The organism is Tateyamaria sp., assembly GCF_059783535.1.
Map to the genome: position 1 here is coordinate 1 of NZ_JBYNDP010000046.1, position 7,388 is coordinate 7,388.

At 61.4% G+C, this 7,388-nt stretch carries 5 protein-coding genes; 3 read left to right on the top strand and 2 right to left on the bottom strand.

What is annotated here, in order from left to right; all coding sequences use genetic code 11:
- Positions 1–94 precede the first annotated feature (94 nt).
- Positions 95–1,414 carry a M16 family metallopeptidase gene (locus tag AC6RA8_RS10845; RefSeq protein ID WP_500352752.1) on the top strand — a complete coding sequence of 440 codons (1,320 nt, stop codon included), beginning with the start codon at positions 95–97 and terminating at the stop codon, positions 1,412–1,414.
- Positions 1,415–1,503: 89 nt separating this feature from the next.
- Here AC6RA8_RS10845 and AC6RA8_RS10850 read toward each other — a convergent pair whose 3' ends face one another.
- Together AC6RA8_RS10850 and deoC are read right to left on the bottom strand one after the other, a co-directional pair.
- The gene (locus AC6RA8_RS10850) at positions 1,504–3,846 is read right to left on the bottom strand and encodes an aldehyde dehydrogenase family protein (RefSeq protein ID WP_500352791.1); all 2,343 of its coding nucleotides are present in this window, start codon (positions 3,844–3,846) and stop codon (positions 1,504–1,506) included.
- Between the two features lie 73 nt (positions 3,847–3,919).
- Entirely contained in the window at positions 3,920–4,918 is a 999-nt protein-coding gene (gene deoC, locus AC6RA8_RS10855; RefSeq protein WP_500352753.1) for a deoxyribose-phosphate aldolase, read from the bottom strand.
- A gap of 163 nt (positions 4,919–5,081) precedes the next feature.
- Between deoC and AC6RA8_RS10860 the strand changes: the two genes are divergently transcribed.
- Both AC6RA8_RS10860 and AC6RA8_RS10865 read left to right on the top strand, forming a co-directional pair.
- Positions 5,082–6,575, top strand: coding sequence for a DUF4153 domain-containing protein (locus AC6RA8_RS10860; protein ID WP_500352754.1), 1,494 nt, complete (start codon positions 5,082–5,084; stop codon positions 6,573–6,575).
- The gene (locus AC6RA8_RS10865) at positions 6,572–7,258 is read left to right on the top strand and encodes a response regulator transcription factor (RefSeq protein WP_500352756.1); all 687 of its coding nucleotides are present in this window, start codon (positions 6,572–6,574) and stop codon (positions 7,256–7,258) included. Before AC6RA8_RS10860 ends, AC6RA8_RS10865 begins: the two co-directional genes overlap by 4 nt.
- The last annotated feature ends 130 nt before the right edge of the window (positions 7,259–7,388 follow it).

Consider the following 7,388-nt stretch of genomic DNA (forward strand, 5'->3'; position numbering starts at 1 on the left):
AAGAAGATATCATGGAAGCGGCCCGCATGGTTCTGAACCGCAACGCGTCCGTAACTGGCTGGTTGACCCGCCCGGTTTCCGAGGAGGTGACCCAATGATCCGTTTGTTTGCCGCTCTGACCATTGCCCTGTTCGCCAGCCTGCCGGCGAGGGCTGAGGTTGAGATTACTGAGGTGGTCAGCCCCGGTGGCATCACCGCTTGGCTGGTACAAGAACCGTCGATCCCTTTTATGGCCCTTGAGCTGCGGTTCCGCGGAGGCGCTTCGCTGGATGCACCAGACAAGCGCGGAGCCATCAACCTGATGACCGGCCTTCTGGAAGAGGGGGCTGCCGACCTTGATGCCCGTGCCTTTGCGCGCGAGTTGGAAACGCTGGCGGCGTCTTTTGGTTACGATGTGAGTGACGACAGCTTGGCGGTCTCGGCCCGATTCCTGACGGAGAACCGTGACGAAGCTGTTGAGCTGCTGCGCAAGTCGGTCATTGAGCCGACATTCGGGCAAGAGGCGCTGGACCGTGTTCGGGAACAGGTCCTGACCGGCCTGCGATCCGATGCACAGGACCCCAACGAGATTGCGCGTGCCGCCTTTGACAAGATGGCCTATGGGGATCACCCATACGGGTCGAACCATCGCGGGACGACCGACAGTGTGACAGCGTTGACGCGCGAGGACATGATCGATGCGCACCGTGCCGTTTTTGCCAAGGATCGGCTCTATGTCGGTGCAGTTGGGGACATCACGCCAGAGGAACTGGGACCCCTCCTTGACGAACTCCTGGGCGCACTGCCGGATGAGGGTGCACCGCAGCCCGGTCCCGCAGAAATCCTGATCGAAGGGGGGACGACTGTCGTACCTTTCGACACGCCGCAATCTGTCGCCATCTTTGGGCAAACAGGTATTGAGCAGGACGATCCCGATTTCTTTGCTGCGCGCGTGTTGAACCAGGTGATTGGCGCCGGTGGGTTCGAGAGCCGCCTGATGACTGAGGTGCGTGAGAAGCGCGGGCTGACCTATGGTGTCTACTCATTCCTCGTGCCACAGGACCACGCCGCGACATATCAGGGGCAGGTTGCGTCCGCGAATGATCGGATCGCCGAGGCTGTTTTAGTGATCCGCGACGAGTGGGCGCGCGCCGCTACTGAAGGCGTATCCGAGGAAGAACTGGAGGCCGCCAAGCTCTATGTCACCGGCGCTTATCCTTTGCGCTTTGACGGCAATGCACAGATTGCCCGGATCATGGTGGGCATGCAGATGCTGGGCCTGCCCATCGACTACATCGCGACGCGCAACGACAAGGTAGACGCAGTGACGTTGGAGGATGTGAAGCGCGTGGCAGGCGAGTTGCTGGACCCGGACGGTTTGCATTTTGTTGTCGTGGGTCAGCCGGAAGGTTTGGAAACAACTGTCGCCAATTGAGTGCTGCGCACGCGCGATATGTTTTTTCTGACGAGGGGGCTGTCTGCCCCCTCGAACTCCCCCGAAGGTATTTCTAGCTAGAAGAAGCGTTATTCGCCGTAGGGCACCCAGATGGTTTTGACCTCTGTGGCGGCCTGTAGGAACGCCTTAACCTCACCTTCCGATCCCATCCAGTCGCGCGCCTTGCCATGGTTCACCCACGTGCGTTTCAGGTTGCCCGCGGCTTCCCGTTCGACGGTGGCGGAGAGGTCACTGCCCGAGAAGGACCAGACAGCATCGACATTCAGATGTTTCGCCATATGCGGTGCAAGCTCTTCATGCTTGCCCGTCAGGATGTTCACCACACCTGCAGGAACGTCTGAGGTTTCGAGGACTTGATAAAAGTCCGTTGCAGCCAACGGGAAGGGCTGTGATGCCACCAGCACTGCGCGGTTGCCCATGGCGATGGCTGGGGCCATGAGAGAAACGAGGCCCAGGAGTGGCGCTTCGTCCGGGCATAGCGCGCCAATGATGCCCGTTGGTTCATTCATAGCCAGCGCGACGCCGCGGATTGGTACGCCCTTGGCAGCGCCATCATATTTGTCTGCCCAGGCTGCGTAGGTGAACAGGCGCTGGATGCTTGCCTCGACCTCCTTGTCGCCCGAACGGCCGCCTTGCAGGGTGTTCAGGCGATGTGCAAATTCATCGCCTCGGGCTGCGAGGTTTTCAGCAATGTAGTACAGGATTTGCGCGCGCAGATGACCCGTGGTCTTGGCCCATCCTTTTGCCGCCGAAGCCGCCTCGACAGCGTTGCGCACGTCCTTGCGGTTGGCGAGGCTGGATTGGCCGAGCAATGCGCCGTTCTTGCCGTAGACATTGCGGGAGTACCCGCCGTCGGGACGAGCCTGTTTGCCCCCGATGTATAGTTTGGCAGTCCGGTCCAGCGGATCGTTTGGAGTATCTTCGCCCGTGAAGGCCGCAAGGGGTTTCAGCGCCTTGGGTGGTCCTTTGGGTTTGGTGTAAGCTTGCAAACCTTCCCATCCGCCTTCGCGTCCAAAACCGCTTTCGCGCACGCCGCCAAAGCCTGCGGCCGCGTCAAACAGGTTGGTCGCATTCACCCAGACAACGCCTGCCGCCAGTTTCGGCGCCACGTCCAGCGCGAGGTTAACGTTTTCCGTCCAGAGCGTTGCCGCCAGCCCGTAGCGGGTGTTGTTGGCCAGTTCCACTGCCTCTGATGGAGTGCGGAATGTGGTTGAGACAAGGACGGGGCCGAAGATCTCTTCCTGCATTAGCGGGTCAGCAGTGTTCAGGCCGGTGATGAGGGTCGGTGGATAGTAGCAGCCGGTCGCGGGCAGGGTCGATTGAGGTTGGTAGACCTCTCCGGCACTGTTGCCGCTGACCATTTTTGCGATCGTGTCCAACTGAATCGGGTCGACCACCGCGCCAACATCAATGGATTTGTCCAGTGGATCGCCGATGCGTAGTTTGTCCATTCGCGCGCGCAGCTTTGCATAGAAAGCTTCGGCCACGGGTTCGTGGACGAGTAGGCGCGAGCCTGCGCAACAAACCTGACCCTGGTTGAACCATATGGCGTCAACCAGCCCCTCCACGGCGGAATCCAGATCGGCGTCGTCAAACACGATGTAGGGGGATTTGCCACCCAGTTCGAGCGTCAGCTCTTTGCCCGTACCAGCGGTGGCCTCACGGATGCGACGGCCTACGGCGGTAGAACCGGTGAAGGCGATCTTGTCCACGTCGGCATTTACGATCATCTCGCCCGCCGCGCCATCGCCTGTGACGATGTTGACCACGCCCTTCGGCACGCCTGCCTGACGACAGATGTCAGCGAATAGCAGCGCGGTCAGTGATGTGTATTCGGCTGGTTTCAGGACAACCGTGTTCCCCATGGCGAGGGCGGGTGCGATTTTCCATGCCAGCATCAGCAGCGGGAAATTCCACGGGATGATCTGGCCGCAGACACCAAGGGCCTCGCGGTCGGACAGTTCGGCCTCCATCAGCTGCGCCATGCCTGCGTGGTAGTAGAAATGGCGCTGGGCGAGGGGGATGTCGATGTCGCGGCTTTCCCGGATGGGTTTGCCGTTGTCAAGCGTTTCAAGCACGGCAAAGAGGCGGCTGTGCTTCTGCAAGAGCCGCGCAATGGCATAGAGGATGCGGGCGCGGGCATGACCACCGGATTTGGCCCATTTGGGTTGGGCGGCACGCGCTGCTTTGACGGCTGCATCCACATCGGCTCGCGTCGCTTGCGACAGGGTGGCAAGCACCTCGCCCGTGGCCGGATTCTTGCTTTCAAAGCCGTCCGAAGGATCGGTGAACCGTCCGTTGATGAAGTGCCCAAACCGTGCGCCCTGATCGACGATCCAGGCGAGGGCGTCTCCGGCTGCTTCTGGTGCAGTGCCGTATTCCATGCTCTCGAAAATCTCTTTGACGGTCATCATGTCGTCCTTCGTCTCGATCCGGCTGCTGTTCATTCCGATAGACAGCGATCCGGCATTCTGAAAATTCGGGCTACCCGATCGCGTGGCGGTAACCGGCGGAATAGGCGCCGGTCAGATGGTGTTCCAACTGGCGCTCTATGTCGCCCAGCAGCGAGGATGCGCCAAAGCGGAACAGGTCCGGTTGCAACCAGCGGTCGCCCAACTCTTCCTTGATCAGTGATAGATAGACCAACGCATCCTTGGCCTTCGAAATCCCGCCTGCCGGTTTGTAGCCGACGCGGTAGCCGGTGTGTTCAAAGTAATCACGAATGGCCCGGATCATCACCAGCGTCACGGGCAGGGTCGCGTTCACGCTTTCCTTGCCGGTCGAGGTCTTGATGAAATCCGCACCGGCCATCATGCAGACCAGCGACGCGCGGGCCACGTTGCGCAGGCTGCCCAACTCTCCGGTGGCGAGGATCGCTTTGACGTGGGCGTCACCACACGCCTCACGCATCTCTGCCATTTCGTCATAGAGGGCTTGCCAGTTGCCTTCCAGCACGTGGCGGCGTGAGATGACGATATCGATTTCTTCTGCCCCAACCGCGACGCTTTCGCGAATTTCCTGGATGCGCAGGTGGAAGGGGGACAGGCCCGCCGGGAAGCCCGTCGAGACAGCTGCAACCGGAATGCCGGAGCCTTTCAAGGCGGTCACGGCGGCGGGTATCATCTCGTGATAGACACAGACGGCACCCGTGGTCAGACCGGGCATGCCAAGGGCCTCCAGCATCTCGGCCCGGACGGGTTGGCGCGCCTTGGCGCAAAGCCGGTGCACGCGCCGTTCCGTGTCGTCGCCGGACAGCGTGGTCAGGTCGATGCAGCTGATCGCCTTCAGGAGCCACGCGGCCTGATGATCCTTTTTGATCGACCGGCGCCCCGGCAGCGTCGCGCAGCGCCGCTCGATAGCTGAGGTGTTGGCCTGCACGCGTGCAACCCAATCCAGATCCAGCTTCATGCCGGGATTTCGCGGTTCGGTGACCTGCGGCAGGTGGGTCGTGGGGGTGGTGTCTGTGGTCGTGGTGGTCTGCATCTTCGTGATCCTTCCGGACGGCGACAGAGTCCCGAAGTGGCATGACCGGGCGGTTTTGGCAACCACCACCCCGCTGCACAAGCTCTGCACAAAAAGGCACGGTCGATCTGCACCTGTGCCTGTCACGTTCATCTCAAAGCAAGTGACCAAGAGAGGCAGGACAGTGAAAGCTTTGACGATACCGGGCGTGCCATTGGCAATGCAGCAGGATGGCTGGTGGCTGGATGCACCCGCAGACAAGACTGAACAACGGCGCAAGACGCGGCGCGCTGATGGTGGCAAGGCACTGCTGCTGCTTGCCCTGATTGCTTTGGGCGACGTGCTGGTTTGGGACACCGTGGCAGGGCTCAACATCGCCGTCTTTTTTGGGGCTGTGCTGTTTGCGGGCCTTGGGTTGGCTTGGCCGCGCCTGAGCGGGCGCACGCGCGTCGGCATCGCGGCAGGCGTGGTGCTAAGCCTTTTGCCACTGGTCGAGCTGGTGCAGCCCCTGTCTCTGCTGATCGCCCTTGTCGGCCTTTCCCTTTGCACGGCTGCCCTTGCGGGTGTGTCCCGCTTTGATCTGCTGCGCGGCGCCGCGCGGCTATGGTGGGTTGCCCCGGCGCAGACCTTTAAGGACGGGGCGCAGGGGGCGCGACAGTTGAACGATCTCAATTTGTCCCAGATGGACATGCGTAGCCTGGTGATGACGTGGGGTGTCCCCGCGGGGGCAAGTCTGATTTTTGCCCTGCTCATCCTGGCCGCGAACCCGGTTCTGGACCGTTGGGTGAGCGGCATTACGGCGCTTGAGCTCCCAGCGCCTGATTGGTGGCGCGTGTGGTTCTGGCTTTTTCTGGCGGCGACCATCTGGCCCGCCCTAGTCACTTGGCGAATGCGCGAACGTCTGCGGGCGCGTAAGCCAAAGCGTGCAACGGTGCGGCGTGAGGGCGTGATTAACGCAGGCTCTGTTGCGCGGTCCCTGATTGCGTTCAACGCCATCTTTGCCGTGCAGACCGGGATGGATGCGCTGTTCCTCTATGGCGGCGCTGGTCTGCCCGATGGGGTCAGCCCGGCCGCCTATGCCCATCGTGGTGCTTATCCGCTTCTTGTCACTGCATTGTTGGCGGGGCTTTTTGCCGTGATGGCGCGCCCTTATCTGGCCGGGCGCCCGGTGTTGCGGTGGCTAATGTTGATCTGGTTGGCCCAGACGATGGCTTTGGTCGTGGCGTCGGTCTGGCGTTTGGACATCTATGTCGATGCCTTTGGCCTGACGCGCCTGCGACTGGCTGCATACATCTGGATGGGGTTGGTCGCTGCAGGCCTGTGCATCGTTGTCTGGCAAATCTGGCGGGACAAACCTGCTGCTTGGATGATGATGCGAAGCGGTGTGATGGGGGCGGTGGTTCTTTACCTGTGTGCCTTTGTCAGCTTCGACGCCGCGGTTGCGCGTCATAACCTGAGCCATCCCGTGCACCAGGATATGTTCATGTTGTGCCAGCTGTCCGAAGACGTGATCCCCGCGATGGCATCGACCTTTGGGTACAACTGGCAAGCGGCCTGTGTATCGGAATACATGCAACCGCATCTCTTCCAGCCGGATGACTGGCGCGAATGGGGCTTTCGCAACTGGCGGACGCGCAATAGCCTTGCGTCCATGTTGACTGATCCTGCAATGCCATGACCAAGACGCACCTGTTGGTGGTCGATGACGACCCACATATCCGGTCTGTTCTGCGTATTGCCTTGCAACAGGCTGGTCACGCCGTGGATGAAGCGGGCGATGGGATCGAGGGGCTGACCAAGGCGCGGTCCGGGCGATATGACCTGATCGTTTTGGACATAGGCCTGCCCGAGATGGATGGATTGGCCGTCTGCCGAACCCTGCGCGAAACAGACCAGACACCGGTTCTGTTCCTGACCGCCCGCGAAGACGAGATTGACCGGGTTCTTGGGTTCGAACTGGGCGGCGATGACTATGTCACCAAGCCTTTTTCCCCGCGCGAGCTGGTGGCGCGGATCGGGGCGATCCTGAAGCGGGCGCGCCCCGTTGCCGCCCCTGCATTGACGCGCGGTGTCCTGCGTGTCGATCCGGCACGGCATCTGTGCGAGGTCAACGGTGCGCCACTGACCCTCACGGCGCGTGAGATGGAGATATTGGCCCACCTCATGGCCCATCCTGACCGGGTGTCGGCGCGACCAGCCCTTGTGGATGCGCTCTATGGCGTGGGTGGGCAGGTCAGCGACAGGACACTGGACAGCCATTTGCGCAACCTGCGCTCCAAGCTGGCAGCGGCGGGATGTCGTGATGCAATCGAGACGGTGCATGGCATCGGTATTCGGATGGGGCCATGCGCAGGATCATAAAGAAATGGCGCCCACCCCTCGCCTTTGTGCTTGGGGGAACACTGGCGGCGGTGCTGACCCTGCCGATCCTAGGCATCGTCAACCTGCGCCTGTGGGGCAACGTGCTGGGGTGGGGAGAGGCGGCATGGCT

What these genes read in the sequence shown, in the direction of transcription:
- AC6RA8_RS10845 (WP_500352752.1), top strand. Translation starts at nt 95, where the DNA reads ATGATCCGTTTGTTTGCCGCTCTGACCATTGCCCTGTTCGCCAGCCTG.
- AC6RA8_RS10850 (WP_500352791.1), bottom strand. Translation starts at nt 3,846, where the DNA reads ATGACCGTCAAAGAGATTTTCGAGAGCATGGAATACGGCACTGCACCA.
- deoC (WP_500352753.1), bottom strand. Translation starts at nt 4,918, where the DNA reads ATGCAGACCACCACGACCACAGACACCACCCCCACGACCCACCTGCCG.
- AC6RA8_RS10865 (WP_500352756.1), top strand. Translation starts at nt 6,572, where the DNA reads ATGACCAAGACGCACCTGTTGGTGGTCGATGACGACCCACATATCCGG.